Genomic DNA, 20,210 nt, shown 5'->3' with positions numbered 1-20,210 from the left:
GGGGAGGAACGCGGGGGCCGGAGGGGATCTCCACAGGTGCTGACCGGGGGTGTGTCAGCAATTCGGATTGTTGCACGCGCACGGGGACCTGGGGAGTGGGTTGACGCGAAATCTTCAGGCAGTCGACGGGCGGAAGCCGCGCAGCCGCAGGCTGTTGGTCACCACGAAGACGCTGGAGAAGGCCATCGCGGCCCCCGCGAGCATGGGATTCAGCAATCCCAGGGCGGCCAACGGCAAACCCATCACGTTGTAGGCGAACGCCCAGAAAAGATTTCCCCTGATGGTGCGCAGGGTCCGCCGGGACAGCCGGATCGCGTCCGCCGCCACCCGCAGGTCGCCCCGCACCAGGGTCAGGTCGCCCGCCTCGATCGCCACGTCCGCGCCCGTGCCCATCGCCAGGCCCAGGTCGGCGGTCGCCAGCGCGGGCGCGTCGTTCACGCCGTCGCCCACCATCGCCACCACCCGGCCCTCGGCCTGGAGCCGGCGCACCACGTCCACCTTCTCGGCCGGCAGCACGCCCGCGATCACCTCGTCGATGCCGACCTCGGCCGCGACCGCCTCCGCCACCACCTGGTGGTCGCCGGTCAGCAGCACCGGGCGCAGGCCCAGTGCGCGCAGCTCGCGGACCGCCTCGGCGCTGGTCGGCTTCACCGCGTCGGTCACCGACAGCAGGCCCAGCGGCCGGTCGTCCACGGCCACCGCGACCACCGTGCGGCCCTTGCGCTGCTCCTGCGCCGCCAGCTCGCCGAGCGACTCCGGCAGCGCCACCAGGCTCAGCCGCCCGGCTGTCACCCGGCGACCGCCCAGGAGCGCGGTGACGCCCAGGCCCTCCTGGTTCGCGAACCCGGTGACCTCGGGCAGCACCGGCACCTCGGCCCGCGCGCCGCGCACCACGGCCGCGCCGATCGGGTGCTCCGAGCCCAGCTCCACGGCACCGGCGACGGTCAGCAGCTCCTCGCGGGTCACGCCGTCCGCCGGCAGCACGTCGACCAGCTCCAGCCGGCCCGTGGTGACCGTGCCGGTCTTGTCCAGCACGACGGTGTCCACCCGGCGGGTCGACTCCAGCACCTCGGGACCCTTCACCAGGATGCCGAGCTGCGCGCCCCGGCCCGTGCCGACCAGCAGCGCGGTCGGCGTGGCCAGGCCCAGCGCGCACGGGCAGGCGATCACCAGCACCGCCACCGCCGCCGTGACCGCGAACTCCAGCGGACGCCCGGCGAGCAGCCACCCGGCGAGCGTGAGCACGGCGACGCCCAACACCACGGGCACGAACACCGCCGAGATCCGGTCCGCCAGCCGCTGCACCTCGGCCTTGCCGGACTGGGCGCGCTCGACCATCCGCGCCATCCGCGCGAGCTGGGTGTCCCGGCCGACGCGGGTCGCCTCGACCACCAGCCGGCCGCCCGCGTTGACCGTGCCGCCGACGACCGCGTCACCCGGTCGGACCTCCTCCGGCACCGACTCGCCGGTCACCAACGACCGGTCCACCGCCGAGGAACCCTCGACCACTAGGCCGTCCGTGGCGATCCGTTCACCCGGTCGTATGACGAAGCGTTCGCCCGCCTTGAGCCGGCTGATCGGGACGCGGGTCTCCACGCCGTCCACGAGCACCGAGACGTCCTTCGCGCCCAGCTCCAGCATGGCCCGCAGCGCGGCACCGGCCCGGCGCTTCGACCGGGCCTCCAACCACCGCCCGAGCAGCAGGAACACCGTCACGCCGACCGCGACCTCGAGGTAGATGTCGCCGGTCGTGGAGGGGCGCGGGACCAGGCTGAACGCGTGCCGCACGCCCAGTGCACCGGCCTCGCCGAACACCAACGCGTAGAGCGACCAGAGGTAGGCGACGATCACCCCCATCGACACCAGGGTGTCCATCGTGCTCGCGCCGTGCCGGGCGTTCACCGCGGCGGCCCGGTGGAACGGCCAGCCGCACACCCACACCACCGTGGACGTCAGCGCCAGCGCCACCCACTGCCAGCCGGGGAACTGCCACACCGGCACCATGCTGAGCAGGACCACCGGCGCGCCGAGGGCGGTCGCGATCGCGACCCGCTCCCCGAGCTCGCCCGCGTGGTCCTGCTCGGACCGCTCGGGACCGGCCGCGTAACCGGCCGCTTCGACCGCGGCGACCAGGTCCGCCACCGCCGTGCCCGCCGGGCACTCGACGCTGGCCCGCTCGGTCGCGTAGTTGACCGACGCGGTGACGCCGTCGAGCTTGTTGAGCTTGCGCTCGATCCGGTTCGCGCACGACGCGCACGTCATGCCGGTGATCGCCAGCTCGACGCGGCGGGCGGTCTCCGCGGGCATCAGCCGACCAGCTCGTAGCCCGCCTCGGTGACGGCGGCGGTCACCTCGTCCCGGGTCAGCTCGCGGGTGCTGGTCACGGTGACCGCACCCGTCGTGAGCTGCACGTCGACACCGGTCACGCCGGTCACGCCGGTCAGCTCCTCGGTCACGGAGCTCGCGCAGTGGCCGCACGTCATGCCGTTGACGGTGTAGGTGGTCTTGACGGACATGAGCACCTCGTTCCTCTCGGCGTGGTCCACTCCGAGAATACCCCTAGGGGGTAGGGCTATCGTCCGGTGGGGTCTCCAGCGAGGTGATCTCGCCCTCCAGTCGCACGACGAGCTGCTCCAGGCCCGCCAGCATGCCGTCGAGCTCGGTCATCTTGTCGTTCATCATCGCGTCGATGTCCGCCTCGATCGACGCCAGCGACAGGCTGCCGAAGAGCGACTGCGGGTCCACCGGCGGGGCCGGGCGGGGCGGGTCCCCGGCGGCCTCGGGGCTCGGCTCGTCCGCCGGGCCGGCGTCGGGACTGGCGTCCGGGACGGCGTCCGGCACGGTGTCGGACGCGGTGCCGGCGGTGTCGGCGGCCGGGGCCCGGGGAGCCTCGGCGGGCTGCGGACGGGAGTCCGGGTCGGTCATGGGTCCACCCTCTCGTTGTTCGCGGCAAGCACATCACGGGTTGCTTGACACCAGGTCGTCTACACGGAAAGTGACACTGCGTTGCCTTGGAATCACTCTGCGGGGGGCTGCGGCGGTTCGACGGGCTCGCTTAGCCTCGCGCCAACCTCAAGTCGGGGAGGCGTCATGAGCGGGTCCCTAGAAGTGCGTCAGTTCCTGTGGAACCAGGACGACATCATGTCCAGGCCGGGCGGTGGGGTGCCCGCGCAGCGGACCGGTGAACCATCGCGGATCTCGGACGAACAGGTCCACCGCGCGCGGCTGTCCGTGGCCCGCGGCGCGACCAGCGCCGAAGACTGCCGACTGCTGCTCGACATGCTCGGGCTCTCGCCGGGTGAGGACGGGGGCACACCACCCGTCCAGCGGTAGGAGCGCCGGGTGAACGGCCCAACCGAGACGCGCACCCCCCGGAAGCGCGTCTCGGGTGGGCCACTTCGGAACCTACCGAGCCGGCTGATCCGGGGCAATCACCAGGCCGGGCCGCGGTTGTCACCGCCGGGTCCCCCCACGGAGGAGTGGCGCGCCGCCGCAAAGCGGCCATTCGCCGCCCCCGAGTTTTCACAACGTTGTCATCCAGTGGTCAGTGGTGCCGCCAAGCGCTCATAACGCCTGGTCCGAGCGTTGACGGCGGTGTCGTCGCCACCGGGCTCACCGCCTGTGAGCGGTCCGGGCGTCGGGGCCGCGCCGGTCGTCGGTGGGCGATCGAGGGTCTCCGGAGGGGGCTCGCGGCCCCCCAAGCGTCTTCGAGGCGGTCTCGCCGAGGAAAGAATCGCAGGTCAACAACGGTGGAGACCCCCCGTTTTGGAGTAGGTGGCATACGTGCCCTATGCTTACGATGCTTCCACCGGACAGCGTGGAGGGCCTGGGAAGAAGGTGGCCCGAGAGGCTGCTGGAGGAACCGGGTCCCCATCGTCTAGCGGCCTAGGACCCCGCCCTTTCAAGGCGGTAGCGCGGGTTCGAATCCCGTTGGGGGCACGTAGTAGAGCAAGGCCCAGTGGCGCAGTTGGTTAGCGCGTCGCCCTGTCACGGCGAAGGTCGCGGGTTCGAGTCCCGTCTGGGTCGCAAGGTAGTTCGGCTGCACGGCCGGGCCGCCACCTGGCCAGGTAGCTCAGTTGGTACGAGCGACCGCCTGAAAAGCGGTAGGTCGGCGGTTCGACCCCGCCCCTGGCCACCAGCTCACGGAAAGCCGCACAAGGGAACTTGTGCGGCTTTCCGCTTTTCACGGTGTGAAGCGCAGCACCGCCAGCGCCTGGTCGTCGTGCACTTTCGGCCGTCGCCACCGAACTCGTTCCGGGTCGGTCGCCTCGGCTTCCCGGATCGCGTCGAGCACCGCCTCCGGTCCTTTTGCGAAAGTGATGTCCACCACTTCTCGCCAATCCGCGAAAAGCGCGTAATCGTCCACCCCGCACGAAACGCCGTCGGTCGCCATCAGCACCGTGTGGACCGCGTCACGTCGCCACGACCGGCGGACCGCGCGGTGGGCGGCGGCGGGCTCGGCCTCGGCCACCCAGAAACCGCCCTCGCGGTTGCGCCAGTCGGTGACCCTGCCCACTTTTCCGCGCAGGTCGCGGAGCCGGTCGTCGGCCACGACGTCGATGCCCTCCCCGAACACGACGACCGGGCTGTCCGCGAGCACGAGTGCGTCGACGGTCTCGTCGGTCCAGCGCACGATCGCGGCCGTGGAGGACGGCGAGTCGCCGGGGACCAGGCCGTGTTCGGCGGCGAGCCGGGCGATCGCGGCGGCCAGCTCGTCGGCCAGGTCGCCGCGCAGGTGGCCGTCGGCGGGGCCGAACTGGGCGGCGAGCCGGGCGGAGTGCCAACCGCCGTCGCGGGCTCGCGGGGTGGGCGAGGTCGCGCCGTCCAGCAGGACGACCGCGTTCTCCAGCACGACGATCCGGTCTTCGGTGGGCCTCGGCGCGCCGTCCGGGCCGACCCCGGCGCGCTCGGCGGTGGTGATCTCGGGCATCGACTCCGAGCTTAGCGTCAACGTGGGTTGACAACCGCAGGATTGTCAACCAAGGTTGACGTCATGACGGAGGCAACGGATCTCGCTTCGGCAGCGGGCGACCAGGACCCCCAGGTCGGGCTGCGAGCGGTCAGCGCCCTGCGCAGGCTGCTCGAACAGCTCGAAGCGGTCCAGGTGCGCAACGCCCGCGTCCGGGGCTGGTCGTGGCAGGAGATCGCGGCCGAGCTCGGCGTCAGCCGGCAGGCCGTCCACAAGAAGCACGGGGGCAGCCGATGATCGGCGAACGGTTCACCAAAGACGCCAAGCAGGCCGTGCACGACGCGGTCGAGGAGGCGCAGCAGGCGTCCGCCGGCGAGATCGGGCCCGAGCACCTGTTGCTCGCGCTGCTCGGCACGCCGGTGCTCGCGCTGTTCGGGGTGTCCCGCGCGGAGGTCGAGGAGGTGTTCCGGGACGCCCGGCGCAAGGGCGGGCTCAGCTCGGCCGACGCGGAAGCGTTGCGCGGGCTCGGGATCGACGTGGACGACGTCGTCGCCTCGGTCGAGCGGTCGTTCGGGGAAGGCGCGCTGGCGGGCCCGGCCAAGCGCAGGCGGTGGACGTTCGGGGGGCACCTGCCCTTCACCGCGGCGGCCAAGCAGGTGCTGGTGCGCGGCCTCGTCGAAGCCCGCGACCTCGGCCACGGGACCCTCGGCCGGGAGCACCTGGTGCTGGCGCTGCTGGCCGGTGGCGGGCTCGTGGCCGAGGTGCTGGCGGCTCGCGGGGTGACCTACCCCGAGGTCAGGAAGCTGGTCGCGAACCGACCCAGGTGACCAGCGGCAGGAACGCCTGGGTGAGCGGGCCGATGGCCAGCGCGTAGAGGACCGTGCCGATGCCGATCGTGCCGCCCAGCAGCCAGCCGCCCGCCAGCACGACGAGTTCGACCGCGGTGCGCACCAGCCGCAGCGAGGTCCCGGTCCGCGCGCAGAACCCCGTGGTCAGGCCGTCGCGCGGGCCGGGACCGAGGCGCGCGCCGATGTAGACGGCGGCGGCCAGCCCGTTGAGGACGATGCCCGCCACCAGGAACAGGATGCGGACCACCAGGTCCGACGGGGTGGGCAGGAGCGCGAGCGTCACGTCCACGGCGACGCCGATCAGGAAGACGTTCGCGATCGTGCCCACACCCGGTCTCTGCCGCAGCGGTATCCAGCAGAGCAGCACCAGCGCGCCGACGATGATCGTGATCGTGCCGAAGCTCAGGCCGGTGCGCTTGGTCAGGCCCTCGTGCAGCACGTCCCACGGGTCGAGGCCGAGCGTCGCGCGGATCTGGAGGGCCATGCTCGTGCCGTAGAGCCAGAGCCCCGCCACGAGTTGCGGGACGCGGCGGACGGGGGAAACGGAGACGGGGACCTGGGTGAGGGCGGCGAGCATGTGGCCATCGTCCGCCCGGATTGGCTTTGTTTTCCAGAGCCAAAGTTCAATAATTGGCCTTATGAACTATGACGTCCCACCAGGTGGACGTATATCCGGCCTCCGGCTGGCCCGCCAGCTCGGGGAGTGGCGACGCCGCGGTGCCCGCCAGGGCTCAGCGGACCTCGCCGCCGCGATCCGGATGCTCGTCCTGGACGGCCGGCTGCCCGCCGGCACCCGCCTGCCCGCCGAACGCGAGCTGGCCGACGCGCTCCCCGTCAGCCGGACCATGATCACCGCGGCGCTCGACCAGTTGCGGTCCGAGGGGCTCGTCGCCAGCCGGCGCGGCGCGGGGTCGTGGATCAGCCTGCCCACCGGGTCGCTCGGGATCGTGCCGGACACCCCGCTGGTCGGGCAGAGCATGGTCGACTTCGCCCGCGCCGCGCCGCCCGCGATCTCCGGGATGCTCGCCGCGTTCGACTCGGTCCGGCTGCGGCTGCCCGAGCAGTTGACGGACCACGGGTACTACGAGCACGGGCTACCCGACCTGCGGCGACGCATCGCGGCCCGGTTCGCCGCGCGGGGGTTGCCCACGTCGCCGGACCAGATCGTGATCACCAGCGGCGCGCAGCACGCCCTGGCGCTCACGCTGCGCCTGCTCACCGGGCCGGGGGACCGGGTGCTGGTCGAGCAGCCGAGCTACCCGAACGCGCTGGACGCGATCAAGTCCGTGTCGGCCATCCCGGTGCCGGTGGCGCTGACGTCGACCGGGTGGGACCTGCCCGGCATCGCGGCGGCGCTCCGCCAGGCCGCGCCGCGCATGGCGTACCTGGTGCCGGACTTCCACAACCCCACCGCCCACCGGCTGGACGCCGAGGGGCGGGCCGAGCTGGCCTCCATCGCCCGGCGGGCGCGGACGCCGCTGGTCATCGACGAGACGGTGGTGGAGCTCGACCTCGACGGCGATCCGCTGGACGGGCCGCCGCCGATGGCGTCGTTCGCGGAAGAGCTGGTCATCACGCTCGGATCGGCGAGCAAGGCGTACTGGGGCGGGCTGCGGATCGGGTGGATCCGGGCCTCTCCCGAGGTCGTCCACCGGCTGGTGTCCACCCGGACCGCGCTCGACCTGGGGTCGGCGGTGGTCGAGCAGATGGTGCTGGCGGACCTGATGGCCGACCCGGACGCGGCGCTGGCCAGGAGGCGCGCGCTGCTGGCGACCCAGCGGGACGTGGTGCTGGCCGGGCTGCGGGAGCACTGTCCGCAGTGGAGGTTCCGGCGGCCGGAGGGCGGGCTGAGCGTGTGGTGCGAGCTGGACGCGCCGATCAGCACGCGGGTGGCGGTGGTGGCCCAGAACCACGGCATCCGCCTGGCACCCGGGTCCCGCTTCGGTGCGCACGGCGGGTTCGAGCGGTGGTTGCGCCTGCCGTACGTCCTGCCGGCGGACGTCCTCCGCGAAGCCGTCCGCCGGTTGGGCCTGGTGGCCGCCTCGGTCAACGGCACCTCGCCGGCGGTCGGGGAGGCCGACATCACGATGCCCGTGGCCTGACCCGGCACCCCGGCGAGGAGATCGCCCCCATCGGGCTCCGGCGCAGCCCCTCGATGAGCCGGAGCCCGATGGTGGTCCGTGGACCTGCGGCGGGGACGCTCCAGGGAGGGCGTCCCCGGCCGCAGGTTCCCGTGGGATCCCGTCGGGGCACAGGGGCAGTGTGACGACGACGGGATCGTGCCCGTTCCTGTCGGGGCGCGGTCGGCAGGAACCGGGAGTTCGTGGTGGTGCAAGGGGTTCCGGGGTGTGACGACAACCTCGGAAGGGGGTCACCGGAGAGTCGACCGGGGGTGGCGGGTCCCGCGCTCAGGGCAGGACTGTGCCGTCTCGCTCAGTCGGGTGACGTGCTGGGCAGCCCCGGGACGCTGCCCGGGGAGCGGTCGTCCTCGCGCTGCTCCACCGACCACACGGCGGGCGCGATCAAGCCCGCCTGGCTGGTCGCGGACGCGATCACGCCGCCCCGGTGGCCGTTCGAGTTGTCGTGGCCGCTGGTCGACGCCGTCGTCGGCCCGGTGGGTGCCGGGGCCTGCTTGGGTGCCGGGGCGGCGGGCGCGGGTTCCGGGTTCTCCCAGGTCACCGGGGCCTCGGCGGCGGGCTCGTCGGCCGGGGTCGGCACCGGGGCCGGGGGTGGCGCGGGCTCGGGTGCGGTGGTCACCGGGAGCTGCGCCTCGACGGGCGTCGGGACCGGCACGGGCACCTCGTCGGGCACCGGCGCGGGCGCTTCGGTCTGGAGCGCCGCCTGGCGGGCTGCCGCCTTCGCGGCCACCTTCGCCTCGTACACGGGCGCGGGCACGGTGTTGACGATCAGGCCCGTCCGCGTGCCGGTACCGCTGTTCGCGGTGCCGCCGGTGAAGCTGGTCGGCCCCTCGGCGGTCTCCGCGACGGTCTCCGCGACCGGCCCGGTCACCGGGGCGGCCGACTGGATCGGGAGGTCCGCGCCGATCGGGGACGGCACCTGGACGGGTGAGATGACCACCGGACCGGGCAGAGCCGGCGTCAGGTGGTCGGTGAAGATCGCTTCCAGCAGCTCCGCGGTCGCGGTGCGCTGTTGGTCGACCGCGACGTTCACCACGTCGAGCGTCGTGGGCCCCTCGTCCGGGTGGTTCTGGCCGTCCGCTGCGGCGGCACCTGTGCCCAGCAACCAGGCCGTCGTGGCGAATCCGCCCACGGCCAGCGCCCGGAGCAGCAGCGATCCGCTGCGGCGCACCGCGTCGGAGACTGCCACTGGAGATCACCACCGTTCCGGGTACGGCGAACGCGACGGACCGTTCGAGGTCGACGTTCTGCCATGTCTAGCACTGGTCACCGCGATTTCGAACGTTCTGGCACGGAACCCACCCGGAAGGGCGGTGTGGTGCGGCTGTCCGGGTAATCGCGCCCGTCCGTGAACACCGTGCGTCGTGTTCAGCGCATCGGGTGACCACAACGAGCGTCCGGTGTGGACAGCGGGCAGTTTGTCCGGTGTGGACAGCTTCGATGTCATCTCGCTGGCGGAACTCGCCGAATCCTGGCGTGCGGAACAACCGGACCTGGTGGTGCACGATCCCGGGGGGCCGCAGGAGTGCCTGGTCCGTTCAGGTGAACTGCTGGTGCGATCGGACGGCGTGCGCGCGGCGGCCGACCACCTGCGCCGCTGGGTGGACCGGGTGGACGAAACGGCCGAACCGAACTTCGCCCGGATCAGGCTGCGGCCGGGAGGGGAACCGGTGCGGATCGCGGCGGACAGCGGTCTCGACGTCGCGCCCAACCACGTGCACCTGGGCAGCCCCATCATGATCGGCACCGCGCGGCCCCTGCCGGAACCCGCCGACGCCCCGCCCCCGCCGGGTGAGGAGACCTGGGACGTGACGGTCGCCGTGCTCGACACGGGGCTGGACCCGCACCCGTGGTTCGCCGGGCGCACCTGGTTCACCGCCGTCCCCGAGGTGCTGGACGCGGACGGCCGACCGGGGCAGGACCGGCAGGCCGGGCACGGCACGTTCGTGACGGGTGTCCTGGTGCGACACGCGCCGGGCGTCCGGGTGCGGCCACGGCGGGTGTTGTCCTCGCTCGGGTTGACCGACGACGTGACGGTCGCCAGTGGTCTGCGCGCGGCGCGCGGTGCGGACGTCGTCCTGCTCACGGCGGGGTGCCACACGTCGGACGACCGGTGCCCGCCGGTGCTGCGGCACGAGGTCGGGCGGGTCGGCGGGGTGGTCGTCGCGGCGGCGGGCAACGGCGGCACCTCGCGTCCGGTGTGGCCGGCGGCGTTGCCGGAGGTGGTGGCGGTCGGGGCGGACGCGAGCTTCTCCAACCACGGGACGTGGGTCGACGCGATCGCGCCGGGAGTCGACGTGACCAGCAGTTTCGTCCGGCTGGCCGGAGGGGGAGGGCGTGCGTACGGGTACGCGCGGTGGAGCGGCACCTCGTTCGCCGCTCCCCGCGTCGCGGCCGACCTCGCCCGGCTCCTGCACGAGGGCGTGGCACCGGACGAGGCCGTTCGCCGGGTCCGCACCCCCGCACCGGCCGGGAACCGCCTGTGCGGAGCGGGCGCTACCCCGCGCCCACGCAGGTGAAGCCCAGGTCGCCGTGGTTCTCCTGGGCGCGGGCGAGCGCGTGCGCCGGGGTGGCGAGGTGCGCGTGCAGGTCGAGCATCAGGGCCGCGACGCGGTCGTCGGGGACCGGGCGGACGCTGGCGATCACCGCTCGGACCCCGCGCCGCACCAACGTGGTGGCCAACCCGGAATCGCAGGCCGACAGGACGACCACCGAAGGCGCGTTCCGGAGGTGGTCGAAGTCGTACCCGTGCACCGGGCCGTCGGCGAGCTCCACGTGGGAGAACAACGGCAGATCGGTTCGCCGCACGCCGTGCGCGGCAATGTGCACGACGTCCGATCGGGCCATTCCCGACAATGCCGAAGCGACCGTCCGGAACCGTTCGCCACCGTGAGCCGCGCGCAGTGCGGTGATCTCCTGTTCCGCGTGGCGGAGGTTCGGGCCGGCCACCCACATCCGGCGCTCGATCGCGAGCGGTAGCCGGGACGCGGTCAGCCAGCAGGTCGCCGACGGCACCACCGAGACCGGGCGGCCCCGGGCGGCGGGCAGCGCGGCCCACGGCACCCGGGCCAGCTCCCGGCTCGGCACGATCACCAGGGGGTGGTCGCCGGCCGGGGCCAGCAGGGCGTCCAGGTGGTCCAGGGCGGCGCGGTTCTCCTTCAGCTCCAACGAAGTCGCGTGCCCGGCCGTGGTCCGCGCGTCCCCCAGGTCGTGCAGGCGGAAGCGGCCCGTGACCACCGACACCGCGACGAGCCGACCCCGGTGGTGCACGAAGTCGAGCAGTGCCCTGTCCCCCAGGGCACCCGCGAGCTCGTCCAACCGCGCGGTCGGGGTCCGGGTGGTGCCGGCGGCCAGCGAGAGCCGGCGGACCTCCCGCTCCAGCACGACGACCCGGGCGTGCTCGGCGCGGGTCCGGGCCGCTCTCAGGTGGAGCAGGACCAGGGCGGTCTCGGCGGTCGGGGTGGGCGCGGAGTTGCGCCGGCGCTCGGACCAGCGGACCACCGACCGGGCGTCCCGACCGGCCAGGGCGTGGTGCAGGGCGGTGTCGGTGAGCTCGGTGCCCGGCCACGTGTCCGGGGTGTGCAGGCGCAGGCCCGCGTGGCAGGCCGAGGCGGCGGCACGCCTGGTGGTGGCGGTGCGGGCGCGGGCCAGCCAGCCGATCGCGCGGGACCTCGGCGTGCCCCGGTGGCGGGGGATCCGGTCCGGCGCGGCGGTGAGGTGCAGCTCGGCGGCCTCGTCGTGGTGGCCCTGGTCGGCGCACGTCCGGGCGGTCCCGGCAGGGGTGCCGGGCCGGCCGGCGCGCAGGGCCACGGCCTGGGCGGCGGGTACCCACCGGGCGCGGCGCTGGGCGGTGAACAGGGCTTCGGCGTGCTCGGCGAACGTGCGGGCGGCGCGGGGATCGTCGTCCCGCAACGCGCAGCGGGCCGCGAGGAGCAGGGCCTCGGGCAGTCGGGAACCCCGGTCGCACCGGGTCAGCAGGGCGACGGCGGGGTGCAGGACGTCGCGGGCCTCGCGGATCAGGCCCGTGTCGAGGAGGGCCTGGGCGCGGTCCACGAGGGCCTCCGGGCGGGTCGACGTGCGCAGACCTTCGCGGGCGGCCTGCTCGTAGTGGCGCAGGGCGGCCGGGGTGCGACCGGCCAGCATCGCCGCGAAACCCCTGTTGTGCAAGCACATCGCGGCTCTGGCCGGCTCGTCCAGTCCGGTCAGGATGGCGTGCGCGGCGGTGAAGTCGGCGTCCGCGCCGACCGGGTCCAGCGCGTGGGCGCGGGCGATGCCGCGCCCGGTCAGGGCGTTGGCCAGCCAGCGCCGGTCGCCGTGGCGGCGCAGGGCGCGGACGGCCTCGGTGAGGCCGGCGGCGGCGCGGTGGGGCGTGGACTGCTGGCACAGCAGGAGGCCGCGCAGGCAGTGCGCCCTGGCGCGGTCCAGGCCGGTGAACGGTGCCGCGCCCAGGTGCCGCGCGCAGGCGTCCCCGTCGCCTCGGTCCAGGGCTATCCACGCGGCGGTGAGGTGGATCTTCGGGTCGTCGGTGCCGGTCAGGGTTTCGGCGGTGAGCCGGTGCGCGGCACCGAGGCGGCCCTGCTCGACCAGGGTCAGGGCGCGCTCGTGGCCGCCGTGCGTGGCGGTCATGCGACGAACCAGCGGGTCGCGATGTCGGGGCGGCCTTCGTCGCGGAGCACGAAGCGGACCGGGCCGGGCGGGACGTGGTCGACGTGGAACCAGCCCGACGGGTCGACGGGGGTGGTGCGGGCACCGCCCGGCCAGTGCGCCACCGCGTGGGTGCCCGTGCGGGCCAGGCCGGTGACGTGCAGGCCCGTCCCGGTGGGCTCCAGGCGCAGGTCCAGTTCGGTGAAGCGGATCGTGCGGATGCGGCCGACGCCGCGCATCCCGGTCTCGGTGGTGTGCGCGGAGTCGGTGATCAGGCGGGCGGGCAGCGCTCCGGTGCGCTCGGTGAACGCGGTCCGGGCGCGGGCGGCGAGCGCCGGGGGCGGCGGGTCGACCCGGTCCAGCAGGCCGGCGAGCGCGTCGAGCAGGGTCCGGTCGTTCATCGGACGACCTCCATCCGGGCCAGCCGGCGGCGCAGGACCTCCAGGCACCGCCCCCTGGTGGGGCCCAGGCTGTTCGCCGGGATGCCCACGGCGTCCGCCACCTGCCGGAAGGGCGTCTCCGGCGCGAACGCGAGCAGGTGCAGGATCTGCCGGCAGCGGTCGGTGAGCGTGGTGTAGGCGCGCCACAGGCGGGAATCGGTGTCGAGGCCGATCGCCAGGTCCTCCGGTGTCGGCTCGTCCTCGTCGACCGAGTCCCACAGGTCCACGGGTTGTTCCCGGCCGCGCAGGCGCAGCACGGCCAGCGACTCGCGGCGGGTGGTCGTGGTGAGCCACGCGCTGAGCCGTTCCGGGTGGCGGATCGTGGTCAGGTTCTCCGCGAGGATCAGCCACACGGTCTGGTTCACGTCCGCCGCGTCGTCCGGGCTCAGCCGGTGCGACCGGGCCACCGCCCACACCAGTCGGATGTGCCGGTCGACGAGTTCCCGCCACGCGCGCTGGTCCCCGTGGTGGGCCCGGGTCAGCAGTTCGGCGTTCCGTTGATCTTGCATGGCGATGTGAGGGTCGCTCGGTCCGCGCGGCTCCCGCTGCCGCCCGAAGGTGTGGTTCGCGGAACGGCCCCCGACTCCGGTGCGTCTACCGGAACTTCGTCGACACCTCGACACCTCGACACCTCGACACCTCGACACCTCGACAAGCGGCTATTCGGTGCGCAGGCTCTCCGGGCGGATCGCGTGGTTCAGGGCGGGCAGCGTGCACAGCGACACGGCGAGCACCACGAACGCCGCCATGCCGACCGTGGTCACCAGCTCGACCCAGTCGACCCGGAAGCGCTCGGCCGGCACCACCAGCCACGCCGTGCCCAGCCCGACCGGGACGGCCAGGCCGATGCCCAGCGCGATCGGGATCACCGACTGCCACACCGCCGCCGCCGCGAGCACCCGGCGCGGCACGCCGTTCGCGGTCAGCACGGCCGTGTGCCGGCGGCGCTCCCAGACCTGGTCCACGGCCGCCAGCCCCACCACGGCCAGCAGGGTGAGCAGCACCGAGCCGCCGATCACGCCACCGCGCAACGACGTGAACAGTTCCACCTGGAGGTCGTGGTAGGCCGAGGTCAGCGCGACACCCCGGTCGACGCGGCCGGTCGCGGCCAGCAGCCGGTCGCCGAACGCCTGGTCGGGGTCGCCGACCACCACCAGCTCGGCGGGCGGTGCGGCGGCGGGCGCGGCGTCCGGCCCGTTCGCCACGAACAGGCCGGTCGCCCGGCCGGGCACCACCCTGGTCTCCGGCACGGTCCACGCGTGCCCGTCGATCGTCAGCGCGGTGCCGGGCGGCGGCGCGGCGCGGCCCTCGGCCGTCCGGTACACCGCGCCGGGCACGCAGCCGGTCACCTCCAGGCGGTCGGCGAGCTCGGCGCAATCCGTGCTCACCACCACCGCCGGCACCGGCGAGGACTGCTCGTACCGCCGCACCTCGCTGACCCGCCGCACCCCGCCGATCAGCGCGATCGCCTCCTCCAGCGAGCGGATCGGGGTGTGCTCGGACACGCCCAGCACCCACCGGTCGGCCTCGGAGTCCAGTGCCGACTCGGCGGTGGCCCGCGCGGCGACGCCCAGCAGGACCTGCAACGCCAGCGACCCGGCCAGCACCACGACCACCCCGGCCAGCACGCGCGGCCCCCCGGTGTCGGACCGCAGCCCGCGCACCGCGAGCATCGGCGCGACCCCCTCCGGCCGCGCGCCCGCCGCGACCCGGCCCACCAGCCACGGCAGCACCGCGCCGGTGCCGGCCAGCACCAGCGCGATGCCCAGGCCCAGCGGGACCGCCGTGGTCGAGTCGGTCACCGCCGCGCGGACGCTGCCGGCCACCGAGACCACCACCAGGACCGCCGCGCCGACACTCATCAGGGCGAACCGCCACCAGGCCCGGCGGACCGGCGCGTCGGCCGCCGTGGCGAGCGTCTTGACCAGGCCCAGCGGTCCGACGTCGACCGTGCGCAGCGCGACCAGCGCCGCCACCACGGCGACCACCGGCACGCCGACGCCGATCAACGCGCCCAGCAGCGGATCGGGCAGCAGGTCGGTGGGGAAGAACCCGACGCCCTCGACCTCGATGAACCGGGCCAGCGGGCGGGCCGCGAAGAACAGCGCGACACCGACGAACAGCCCGAGCACCGCCCCGGTCAGGACTTCACCGCCGGCGATCCACCGGACCCGGTCGCGGCTCGCGCCGACCAGGCGGATCACCGCCAGCCGGCGGTCCCGACCGGTCGCGCCGAGGCGGGTGGCGACCAGCACGAAGATGCCGAGCGGCACCAGCAGCGCGCCGATCGCGGAGACCATCAGCAGCCGGTAGGCGGGCAGCAGCGTCGACTGGCGGCCGGTGACGCCGAAGCCCGCCGCCGGTGCCGCGTCCGCGACGAGCGCGTCGGGCAGGCCCGCGTAGAACAGGAGGGATTTCGGTCTCGGCAGGCCCGCGTCGGCGATGACGCCGATCACCCGTTCCGGGAAGCGGGCGCGCATCGAGTCGTCGGTCTGGACGAGGTGCAGGAGTTCCGGCGACACCACGACCTCGCCCGGCGCGGGCAGGCGGCCGACACCGGGCGGGGTGGGCCGGTCGGCACCGGTGGCGGCGACCTCCACGCCGAGGATGCGGCGACCCTGCCAGGAGACGACCACCTCGCGGGCCCGCAGCGGCGCGGTGCCCGCGTCCGCGCGGAGCGGTCCGGAGAAGCGCGCCTGGTCGAGCGCGGCGGCCTGGACCCGTTCGGACTTGGCCTCCCGGGCCGGGCCGATCGACGCGGCCAGGAGCAGCACCAGGACGCCGAGGCCGACACCGGTCGCGGTCAGCGCCGGCCTGGCCCACGAGGTCCGGCCGCCCCCGACGGCCAGCCGGACCCCGAGGACCAGGTCCGCCGACCACCTCTCGTTCACCGGCGCACGTCCCGGGCTCGGTGGCGGGTCTGGTGGGAGGGGGATGGGGGGATCACGTAGGTGAAGACGGTCCGGGTGCCCGTCTGGTGGCCAGGAGGGCCGAAATGGCTGCGGAAATGGCTGCGGGCACGGGTTCGGGAACGGGCTCGGGGTAGCGGGGCGCGTGTGGACGGAGGGGTGCGCCGCCGCCCCGGGAAGTGGGTGGCGGCGCGGGGGTGGGCGCGCGGGGGTGTCCTACCCGCTTGAGCTTGCGGTCGCCGGTGCGGGCCGGGTGCTCGCCCTCGGTGGAGGAGCCCGAGTTGTGCTACTCCGAGCGCAGGCCCAGTGCTCCCGTCGCCCTCCTCATGGCCGGCAGGGTCAGTGCGGTCACCAGGATCACCAGCAGCAGCGAGGTGCCGCTCAGGATTCCGACGCTCGCCCAGTCGACGACGATCGGCTGCTCGACGATCCGCAGCAGCAGCACCCCCAGGCCGGAGCCGATGGCCACCGCCACCACCAGGGCCAGCACCAGCGGCACCGCGTTCTGCCACAGCAACGACCGGCTCAGCGCACCGCGCGGGACGCCGCTCGCGGCCAGCACCGCCAGCGGGCGACGGCGTTCCCGCACCTGTTCCAGCGCCAGGATCAGCAGGCTGGCCCCGGCCAGCAGGAGGGTGAGCAGCGAACCCGCCAGCAGGCCTTGGCGGACGCTCTGGAACGCCTGGACCTGTTCGGCCACCTCGGTCCGGCCGTAGTAGTACGTGTACACCCGCCAGGTCAGCGGGGCGATGGCGTTGCCCAACTCCTCGACCATCGCGGGGTCGTCCGGGTCGACGTCGACCCGGATCGAGCCGTAGCCGTACTCGACGTCGACTCCCCGCAGCGCGCCCGGGGTCAGCAGCAGGCCCGGGTCGGCGTAGCCGTCGGCCTGCTCCGGCGGCTGCACCACCCGGTAGTCCGGGATCGTCCACCGCGAACCGACCACCCGGTCCTCGTGGTGGCCCTTGGTCAGCGTGACGGTCGAGCCCGGCCGGAGCTTGGCCCGCCTGTCCGCGTCGTCCCCTGCGGCGCTGGTGACGTAGAAGGCGTCACCGTCCGCGCACCCGTCCAGCGTGGCCTGGGTCTTGAGCGTCTCGCACGAGCCGACCGACGCCCCGAAGGCGTTGTCCTCGTCGAACTCGAACTGCATCCCCAACAGCGGGTGGACGCGGGCCGGGTCCACGGCCCGGCTGAGCAGGCCGACGGTCTGCTCCAGGTTCTCCTCGGACCAGTCGGTCAACTGCACCACCGTGCGGCTGCGGTCGGCGGTGTCGACCGGGCGGTCCACGATCTTGTGCTCCGCGCTCACCAGCACGGACTGCACGGCGATGGCACCGGCCAGGACCACGGACACGCCGCCGACCACGCGGGCCGCCGTGCCGCTGTCCACCTGGAGCCGGCGGATCGCGAGCTGCCACGACGGCGCACCGCCGCGCAACCTGCCCACCGCGCGCTCCACCACCCACGGCAGCAGCAGCGGGATGCTCAACAGCAGCAGGAGGATGCCGCCGACCACCACCGGCTCGGACGCCTGGTGCTCCGAGCCGGCCAGCAGTCCGGATTGGCTCCACAGCGCCGCCGTGCCGACGAAGACGGGCACCGTCCGCCACCACATCACCCGGCGCACCGGCTTGGCCCGCCGCACGACGCCCAGCGGCTCCACCACCGTGCGGCGCATGGAGATCAGCGACGTCACCACGGCCAGCACCGGTACCAGCACCGCGATCAGCGCGGTCAGCGGCGGTGTCGGCGTCAGGTCGCTGACGAACACGCTGATGCCCATCAGCTCCAGCCGCTCCACGAACTGGCGGGCCACCAGGAACAGCCCCGCGCCGATCACCATGCCGGTCACCGCGCCGAGCAGCGCCTCGCCCGCGGCGATCCGGCGCACCCGTTGCGCGCCCGCGCCGACGAGCCGCAGCGCGGCCAGCCGCCGATCGCGCTCGGCACCCGCCAGCCGGGCGCTGATGCCGACGAACACCAGAACCGGGAACAGCAGCGCCACCACGCCGACCATGATCAGCAGCGACAGGACCGGGTCGAGGCCGCGCTCCCGCAGCTCACCACCGAAGGAGACGACGGCCTGCTCGTCGTCGCGCTGCACGGTCGCGTCGCCCGCGACGAACACCAGGTCGCGGGGTGAGTTGAGCCCGGCCTGGGTGATCAGCTCGACCCGGCGCTGCGGGAAGCGCTCGCGCAGCAACTCGCCCTCCGGGGAGTCGAGCAGCCGCGCCAACTCGGGGGACAGCGCGATCTCGCCGTCACCGGGCACCTTCGACACCCCCGGTGGGACCGGCGCACCCGGACCGCTCGCCAGGACGAAGTCCCCGGCGATCGGCCGCCCGTAATAGCTCGACATCCAGTCCTTGACGTACAGCACGTCCGACGTCGGTTGGGTGGTCTGCGCCGTCACGGGTTGGCCCGCGGCACTCCGTTCGGCGCGGGCGGCCAGCATTGTCGGCACGGACGACGCCGCCAGCAGCACGACGATGCCCAAGCCGATGCCCAGACCGGTCAACGTCAGCCGGGCCCACGACGTGCGACCGCCGCCCATGGCCAGGCGGACGCCCAGCACGAGGTCGCTCAGCCAGCCCTTCACCGGGCCCCCTCCGCACGCCGGGCACGGCTGTCGGCGGCGCGGGTGGGCAGCGCGCGGAGGCGCGGGCGGACGGTGGCCGACGGGTGGTGGGCCGGGGTGTGGTCTGTCGTTGCCGGCTTGCACGTGGTGGCGGGAGCCGGTGCGGGGGGTGGCGGTGCGGGGGGTGGCGGTGCGGTGGCCGCTGAGGTGGAGGCGGTGGAGGTGGGGGTGGCGGGGGACGCCCGGTGAGGTGCCGCGCGGTGAGGTGCCGGGTGGTGGGGTGCTGCGTGGTGGGGGGACGGGTGGTCCGACTGCTTGGCGTCGTGGCTCGGGGTGTGGGCGTCCGGCCTGGTGCGGGCCGGGTTGCGGCGGAGTGGGCGTGGGGCCGGTAGGCGGACGGCCCGGTCCGCCACGGTGTGGCGGGCCCAGCGCCGGACGGAGGTGAGCAGGTGGTTCATCGGACCGGTGCCACCTCGCGGGAACGGCCGTCGCGGACGACGACCTCACGGTCGGAGTAGGCGGCCACCCGGGCCTCGTGCGTCACCAGGACCACGGCGGCGTTGGTCTCCTTGGCGGCGGTGGTGAGCAGTTGCATCACGCGTTCGCCGTTCAGCGAGTCGAGCGCGCCGGTCGGTTCGTCGGCGAACACCACGCGCGGGCCCGTCACCAGGGCGCGGGCCACCGCGACCCGCTGACCCTGCCCGCCGGAGGTCTCTCCCGGGCGCTTGTCGCCCACGGCGGCCACCTCCAGCCGCTCCAGCCACTCCAGGGCGCGCGATTCCGCCTCGCGGCGCTTCAGGCCGCCGAGCCGCAGCGGCAGGGCCACGTTCTCCAGGCAGCTCAGCTCGGGCACGAGCTGCCCGAACTGGAACACGAAGCCGAAGTCGGTCCGGCGCAGCTCGCTGCGCGCGCCGTCGCCCATCGAGCTCAGCTCGACGTCCCGGTACCGGACCACGCCCGCGTCCGGCGTGAGGATGCCCGCCAGGCAGTGCAGCAGAGTGGACTTGCCCGAACCGGACGGCCCCATCACCGCCACGACCTCGCCCGCCCGCACCCGCAGGCCGGCACCGTCGAGCGCCGGGGTCGGGCCGAACGACTTGTGCAGGTCGATCGCCTCCAGCAGGGCGCTCACCCGGTCACCCCCGCGATCTGCGCGGACAACTGGCCCAGCCGGGCGGCGGTCAGCTCCAGCCAGCGCAGGTCGGCTTCCAGGTGGAACAGGGCGTGGTCGCAGATGAGCTGGTCGGCCAGGTCGCCGGATGCCTTGCGCCGGGTCAGCTCGCGCATGGTGCCCAGGTGCGCGGCGCGCTGCACGTCGAGCACGTCGTCCGCGCTGCGACCGGACAGCAGCGCCAGCACGACCTTCGTGTACAGGGTGTTCTGGAGGTACGGCTCCGGCTTCTCGGCCGTGCCCAGCCACTGCTCGACGTCCGTCACGCCCGCGTCCGTGATCGCGTACCGCTTGCGCTCCGGACCGTCACCGGACTCGACGCCGGCCTCGGCCACCAGGCCGTTGCGCAGGAGTCGGGACAGCGTTGTGTAGACCTGCCCGTAGTGCAGCGGCCGGTCTTGGCCGAAGCGCTCGTCGTAGGCCCTCTTCAGGTCGTAGCCGTGCCGTGGCCCCTTTTCGAGGAGGCCGAGCAGGGTGTGTCCGATCGACATGGGAGCGACTATACACACGAGGTATACATGGTGTGCATAGCCTGATCGGCGGTCGCCCGAATGGGCAATGGGGCTAACCGAT

Annotated in this window: 18 protein-coding genes and 3 tRNA genes; 8 read left to right on the top strand and 13 right to left on the bottom strand. The window is 73.9% G+C overall.

What is annotated here, in order from left to right:
• Positions 1-114: 114 nt before the first annotated feature.
• The 3 genes from AB0G01_RS08550 to AB0G01_RS08540 are packed head-to-tail and all read right to left on the bottom strand — an operon-like array spanning position 115 to position 2,925.
• Positions 115-2,307 (bottom strand): heavy metal translocating P-type ATPase, encoded by a 2,193-nt coding sequence (locus AB0G01_RS08550; RefSeq protein ID WP_360941117.1) that lies wholly within the window; start codon positions 2,305-2,307, stop codon positions 115-117.
• Complete coding sequence (locus AB0G01_RS08545) at positions 2,307-2,516, bottom strand: heavy-metal-associated domain-containing protein (RefSeq protein WP_360941114.1); 210 nt, start codon at positions 2,514-2,516, stop codon at positions 2,307-2,309. Before AB0G01_RS08545 ends, AB0G01_RS08550 begins: the two co-directional genes overlap by 1 nt.
• A 43-nt stretch (positions 2,517-2,559) precedes the next feature.
• A complete protein-coding gene (locus AB0G01_RS08540; protein WP_360941111.1) occupies positions 2,560-2,925 on the bottom strand; it encodes a hypothetical protein in 366 nt (121 codons plus the stop codon).
• Positions 2,926-3,090: 165 nt separating this feature from the next.
• On the opposite strand from AB0G01_RS08540, the gene AB0G01_RS08535 reads away from it, so the two are divergent.
• The 4 genes from AB0G01_RS08535 (at position 3,091) to AB0G01_RS08520 (ending at position 4,138) form a co-directional block, all read left to right on the top strand.
• Complete coding sequence (locus AB0G01_RS08535; protein ID WP_360941108.1) at positions 3,091-3,333, top strand: hypothetical protein; 243 nt, start codon at positions 3,091-3,093, stop codon at positions 3,331-3,333.
• Between the two features lie 533 nt (positions 3,334-3,866).
• Positions 3,867-3,939 (top strand) — tRNA-Glu (locus AB0G01_RS08530).
• Positions 3,940-3,952: 13 nt separating this feature from the next.
• Positions 3,953-4,026: transfer RNA gene (locus AB0G01_RS08525), tRNA-Asp, on the top strand.
• Between the two features lie 35 nt (positions 4,027-4,061).
• Positions 4,062-4,138, top strand: a tRNA-Phe gene (locus AB0G01_RS08520).
• Between the two features lie 45 nt (positions 4,139-4,183).
• Here the strand turns inward: AB0G01_RS08520 and AB0G01_RS08515 are convergent.
• Entirely contained in the window at positions 4,184-4,930 is a 747-nt protein-coding gene (locus tag AB0G01_RS08515) for a hypothetical protein (RefSeq protein WP_360941105.1), read from the bottom strand.
• A 63-nt stretch (positions 4,931-4,993) separates the two neighbouring features.
• Here AB0G01_RS08515 and AB0G01_RS08510 point away from each other — a divergent pair, with 63 nt between their 5' ends.
• Both AB0G01_RS08510 and AB0G01_RS08505 read left to right on the top strand, forming a co-directional pair.
• Entirely contained in the window at positions 4,994-5,206 is a 213-nt protein-coding gene (locus tag AB0G01_RS08510; RefSeq protein WP_360941102.1) for a helix-turn-helix domain-containing protein, read from the top strand.
• Entirely contained in the window at positions 5,203-5,736 is a 534-nt protein-coding gene (locus tag AB0G01_RS08505) for a Clp protease N-terminal domain-containing protein (RefSeq protein WP_360941099.1), read from the top strand. Before AB0G01_RS08510 ends, AB0G01_RS08505 begins: the two co-directional genes overlap by 4 nt.
• On the opposite strand, the gene AB0G01_RS08500 is transcribed toward AB0G01_RS08505, so the two are convergent.
• Positions 5,705-6,334: a hypothetical protein gene (locus tag AB0G01_RS08500; protein WP_360941096.1), complete on the bottom strand. Its 630-nt coding sequence runs from the start codon at positions 6,332-6,334 to the stop codon at positions 5,705-5,707. The two genes, AB0G01_RS08505 and AB0G01_RS08500, sit on opposite strands and share 32 nt — an antisense overlap.
• A 61-nt stretch (positions 6,335-6,395) precedes the next feature.
• On the opposite strand from AB0G01_RS08500, the gene AB0G01_RS08495 reads away from it, so the two are divergent.
• Complete coding sequence (locus AB0G01_RS08495) at positions 6,396-7,859, top strand: PLP-dependent aminotransferase family protein (RefSeq protein ID WP_360941093.1); 1,464 nt, start codon at positions 6,396-6,398, stop codon at positions 7,857-7,859.
• Positions 7,860-8,190: 331 nt separating this feature from the next.
• Here the strand turns inward: AB0G01_RS08495 and AB0G01_RS08490 are convergent, their stop codons facing one another.
• Positions 8,191-9,084, bottom strand: coding sequence for a hypothetical protein (locus tag AB0G01_RS08490; RefSeq protein ID WP_360941090.1), 894 nt, complete (start codon positions 9,082-9,084; stop codon positions 8,191-8,193).
• Between the two features lie 238 nt (positions 9,085-9,322).
• Between AB0G01_RS08490 and AB0G01_RS08485 the strand changes: the two genes are divergently transcribed.
• Positions 9,323-10,414, top strand: coding sequence for a S8/S53 family peptidase (locus AB0G01_RS08485; protein ID WP_360941087.1), 1,092 nt, complete (start codon positions 9,323-9,325; stop codon positions 10,412-10,414).
• Here AB0G01_RS08485 and AB0G01_RS08480 read toward each other — a convergent pair.
• The 7 genes from AB0G01_RS08480 to AB0G01_RS08450 form a co-directional block, all read right to left on the bottom strand.
• Positions 10,392-12,521: a CHAT domain-containing protein gene (locus AB0G01_RS08480; RefSeq protein ID WP_360941084.1), complete on the bottom strand. Its 2,130-nt coding sequence runs from the start codon at positions 12,519-12,521 to the stop codon at positions 10,392-10,394. The genes AB0G01_RS08485 and AB0G01_RS08480 overlap by 23 nt on opposite strands.
• On the bottom strand, positions 12,518-12,940 hold the full coding sequence (locus tag AB0G01_RS08475; RefSeq protein WP_360941081.1) for a hypothetical protein: 423 nt from the start codon (positions 12,938-12,940) through the stop codon (positions 12,518-12,520). Before AB0G01_RS08475 ends, AB0G01_RS08480 begins: the two co-directional genes overlap by 4 nt.
• On the bottom strand, positions 12,937-13,488 hold the full coding sequence (locus tag AB0G01_RS08470) for a sigma-70 family RNA polymerase sigma factor (RefSeq protein ID WP_360941078.1): 552 nt from the start codon (positions 13,486-13,488) through the stop codon (positions 12,937-12,939). The genes AB0G01_RS08475 and AB0G01_RS08470 overlap by 4 nt, the downstream gene beginning before the upstream one ends.
• 150 nt (positions 13,489-13,638) lie before the next feature.
• The gene (locus AB0G01_RS08465) at positions 13,639-15,870 is read right to left on the bottom strand and encodes an FtsX-like permease family protein (protein ID WP_360941075.1); all 2,232 of its coding nucleotides are present in this window, start codon (positions 15,868-15,870) and stop codon (positions 13,639-13,641) included.
• 304 nt (positions 15,871-16,174) lie between these two features.
• Complete coding sequence (locus AB0G01_RS08460) at positions 16,175-18,487, bottom strand: FtsX-like permease family protein (protein WP_360941073.1); 2,313 nt, start codon at positions 18,485-18,487, stop codon at positions 16,175-16,177.
• A gap of 433 nt (positions 18,488-18,920) precedes the next feature.
• Positions 18,921-19,598: an ABC transporter ATP-binding protein gene (locus AB0G01_RS08455; RefSeq protein ID WP_360941070.1), complete on the bottom strand. Its 678-nt coding sequence runs from the start codon at positions 19,596-19,598 to the stop codon at positions 18,921-18,923.
• A complete protein-coding gene (locus tag AB0G01_RS08450; protein ID WP_360941067.1) occupies positions 19,595-20,128 on the bottom strand; it encodes a PadR family transcriptional regulator in 534 nt (177 codons plus the stop codon). The genes AB0G01_RS08455 and AB0G01_RS08450 overlap by 4 nt, the downstream gene beginning before the upstream one ends.
• Positions 20,129-20,210 lie beyond the last annotated feature (82 nt).

This window comes from Actinosynnema sp. NPDC023587 (assembly GCF_040640215.1).
In the GTDB taxonomy this organism is placed as follows: domain Bacteria; phylum Actinomycetota; class Actinomycetes; order Mycobacteriales; family Pseudonocardiaceae; genus Actinosynnema.
The sequence above is the reverse complement of the archived record's forward strand: the minus strand, read 5'-3'. Positions and strand labels throughout refer to the sequence as shown.

Coding starts and splice junctions, on each gene's coding strand:
- AB0G01_RS08550 (WP_360941117.1), bottom strand. CDS start 2,307: ATGCCCGCGGAGACCGCCCGCCGCGTCGAGCTGGCGATCACCGGCATG.
- AB0G01_RS08545 (WP_360941114.1), bottom strand. CDS start 2,516: ATGTCCGTCAAGACCACCTACACCGTCAACGGCATGACGTGCGGCCAC.
- AB0G01_RS08540 (WP_360941111.1), bottom strand. CDS start 2,925: ATGACCGACCCGGACTCCCGTCCGCAGCCCGCCGAGGCTCCCCGGGCC.
- AB0G01_RS08535 (WP_360941108.1), top strand. CDS start 3,091: ATGAGCGGGTCCCTAGAAGTGCGTCAGTTCCTGTGGAACCAGGACGAC.
- AB0G01_RS08515 (WP_360941105.1), bottom strand. CDS start 4,930: ATGCCCGAGATCACCACCGCCGAGCGCGCCGGGGTCGGCCCGGACGGC.
- AB0G01_RS08510 (WP_360941102.1), top strand. CDS start 4,994: ATGACGGAGGCAACGGATCTCGCTTCGGCAGCGGGCGACCAGGACCCC.
- AB0G01_RS08505 (WP_360941099.1), top strand. CDS start 5,203: ATGATCGGCGAACGGTTCACCAAAGACGCCAAGCAGGCCGTGCACGAC.
- AB0G01_RS08500 (WP_360941096.1), bottom strand. CDS start 6,334: ATGCTCGCCGCCCTCACCCAGGTCCCCGTCTCCGTTTCCCCCGTCCGC.
- AB0G01_RS08495 (WP_360941093.1), top strand. CDS start 6,396: ATGAACTATGACGTCCCACCAGGTGGACGTATATCCGGCCTCCGGCTG.
- AB0G01_RS08480 (WP_360941084.1), bottom strand. CDS start 12,521: ATGACCGCCACGCACGGCGGCCACGAGCGCGCCCTGACCCTGGTCGAG.
- AB0G01_RS08475 (WP_360941081.1), bottom strand. CDS start 12,940: ATGAACGACCGGACCCTGCTCGACGCGCTCGCCGGCCTGCTGGACCGG.
- AB0G01_RS08470 (WP_360941078.1), bottom strand. CDS start 13,488: ATGCAAGATCAACGGAACGCCGAACTGCTGACCCGGGCCCACCACGGG.
- AB0G01_RS08450 (WP_360941067.1), bottom strand. CDS start 20,128: ATGTCGATCGGACACACCCTGCTCGGCCTCCTCGAAAAGGGGCCACGG.